Origin of the sequence: Nitrosomonas marina (assembly GCF_900110145.1) — a bacterium.
Lineage (GTDB): Bacteria > Pseudomonadota > Gammaproteobacteria > Burkholderiales > Nitrosomonadaceae > Nitrosomonas > Nitrosomonas marina.
On the sequence record NZ_FOCP01000058.1, the window covers coordinates 1 to 2254 of the forward strand.

General features: G+C 47.5%; 4 protein-coding genes. 1 reads left to right on the plus strand and 3 read right to left on the minus strand.

Annotated elements, in window-relative coordinates:
- Positions 1-822: glycoside hydrolase family 19 protein (locus BMX44_RS16295; protein WP_218144006.1), on the plus strand; the 822-nt coding region annotated here is incomplete at its 5' end.
- On the opposite strand, the gene BMX44_RS16300 is transcribed toward BMX44_RS16295, so the two are convergent.
- From BMX44_RS16300 to BMX44_RS17145, 3 genes are all read right to left on the minus strand, one after another.
- Complete coding sequence (locus BMX44_RS16300; protein WP_090634989.1) at positions 800-1447, minus strand: PEP-CTERM sorting domain-containing protein; 648 nt, start codon at positions 1445-1447, stop codon at positions 800-802. The genes BMX44_RS16295 and BMX44_RS16300 overlap by 23 nt on opposite strands.
- A gap of 302 nt (positions 1448-1749) precedes the next feature.
- Positions 1750-2046 (minus strand): dCTP deaminase/dUTPase family protein, encoded by a 297-nt coding sequence (locus tag BMX44_RS16305; RefSeq protein WP_143056989.1) that lies wholly within the window; start codon positions 2044-2046, stop codon positions 1750-1752.
- Between the two features lie 28 nt (positions 2047-2074).
- The coding region (locus BMX44_RS17145; protein WP_218144007.1) for a glycoside hydrolase family protein at positions 2075-2254 on the minus strand (180 nt) is incomplete at its 5' end.

Here is a 2254-nt window from a genome sequence, read left to right on the forward strand (position 1 = left end):
ACCAACAAGGCAGGATCAAAATTATCCGGTTCCGCTTCAAGAAATGAAGACGCCCTAATACGTCAAATGGACCGGGCAGGCATAACAGATCCAAAGGAACGCGCTATGTTCATGGCGCAAATGTCGCACGAATCAGCCGGATTCACGCGCATGGATGAAAGCTTCAATTACCGAAGCGCAGACAGGATTATGGAAGTCAGCAAAACCGCCAAAAGCAAAGGTCGCACGGCAATAGAACAAGCCATGGCACAAGGACCTGAAGCCGTAGCAGAGATCATGTACGGCGGTCGTATGGGTAACGTCAATCCGGGCGATGCGTATAAATTCCGTGGACGCGGGCATATACAGCTTACTGGTCGCAACAACTACGAAGCGGCCAGCAAAGCACTCGGTATTGACCTTGTAAAACACCCTGAACTTGCCTCAAAACCAGAAATGGCCGCCAAAATCGCTACCTGGTACTGGCAAAAGAACAATCTGGGGGATATGGCAAGAGCTGGAAATACCAAAGGAGTTAGAAGAGGCATAAATGGTGGCCTTAACGGTCTATCTGACGTGGTCACCAAATACGCCAGCTACATGGCATCACTGCAGACACCAAACATCACCAGAGCGCAGACCGTATCAGCACCGACACCAGCTGCGCCAAAAATACCGGCAATACAACACAAAATACCCGACGCACCGTCAATATCCGAACAGCTTGCGTCTGGCTCAGGAAAACGCAATCAGCAGCCTATTGTCATCAACTCGAACGAAGTCGGGCAGGATGTAAAGGACCGCAGGATTGCGCATGTTGTTACTGGCGGCTTGAGCGATTAGCGCTTACCATCCCCAACAGACCGAGAGACAATAGCGCAAGTATTCCAGGCTCTGGCAGGATGGCTATATCACCGGCATCCCCATCGTAAACCGCCCAGGCGAATTGTTCGTTGGTTTTGAATGAAACATCCTGATAACCGAAGGTGAAGAAAAACGACCAAGCTGCGCTTGCCGTGTCTTCAGTTCCGGTCCAGTAATTCCCGTTCTGAATAAACGAGAATAACGATAAATCAGGATCTCCACTTGAATGTATGCTACCGCCAGCCGTGCCGCCTAATTCGTTGTAGAACAAGTAACCCAGTTCGCTTATGCAACTGTAACCAATGCAAGGACCTGAGCCGTCAGCATTCAAAGCCGTTGGCAATCTCCACCCGGTGACGCCCCTAACGTCAAGGCTTGCCGCCCATGCGTTCGCGTTATCCCACGTCATGCGGCCATCAGTATGGTTAAATCCGTCGTCAAAACTTGAACCAGCTCCAGCATTAGCACTTGATAGTATGGTTATATCAAGATCGGTAATATAAACCATATCAAAACCCCTTGCGATTAATGCGGCGTTCGAAGCTGACACGAAACTGAATAAGAAAACGATCGCGCACAGCACCTTCAAGGTTACGTGTTTCATGTTATTACTCCCTGGTTTTTGTTGTTTGTATCAACTTCTAATATAAGCTATTTCTGTACCAGATGGAATAATTATAATCGGGTTAATACGTTAGATTTTTGGCGTTTAACCAATCGGGGTAAAGTGTAAAATAATTCGACAAATAACTCACTTTTTGTATCAGTAAATCCAAGGCCGCCCATACCTCGTTCTGACACCCAAAACTATCAACGAAATCGAACTCTGGCTGTAACGATCGGCACGATGATCATTTGCGCGATACGGTTAAGATGCTTGATCTCGAATACCTTGCCACTTCTATTTCACATTGAAGCCAACAATTCGCTCTGGCAATCAAAATCACTGAAGCCAACCAGATTACCAAGCACTGTTCCATGCTTATGCCCCATACAGGACCGTGGCAACAGCATAGCCGCATACCCTGGGTTATCAAGATGAATCGCAATACCGGTCCTCACCAGTCGCGTCTCGTTCAGCGGAATAACAAAGTCGCCGTCCGGCATTCCATCAATATCAACCGCCCGCAGGTCGATACCAGCGCTGCCGGGTGTGTTCGGGACTAGATCATGTTGAGTAATGCCGTTGTTTAATGTTTTCAATTTATCCTCACTGCGTAGTTATTAATTGTTACCACCGCTCATAAACGCCTTCAGAGTAGATTCTCCACTCCGCATTGCGTCGGTTTATGAGCCCTTGCATCACTCTTCCTTGCGATTTTCTCCATGCCTTCCATGCCATTTCGAGATTTGGATATCTGGTTTTTGCGGAAGGATTATTAATCATTCGAAGTACTGAAGAAATGAGAAA

Bases quoted from the DNA above. Each gene is read 5' to 3' on its own strand.
- BMX44_RS16300 (WP_090634989.1), bottom strand. From the start codon at position 1,447: ATGAAACACGTAACCTTGAAGGTGCTGTGCGCGATCGTTTTCTTATTC.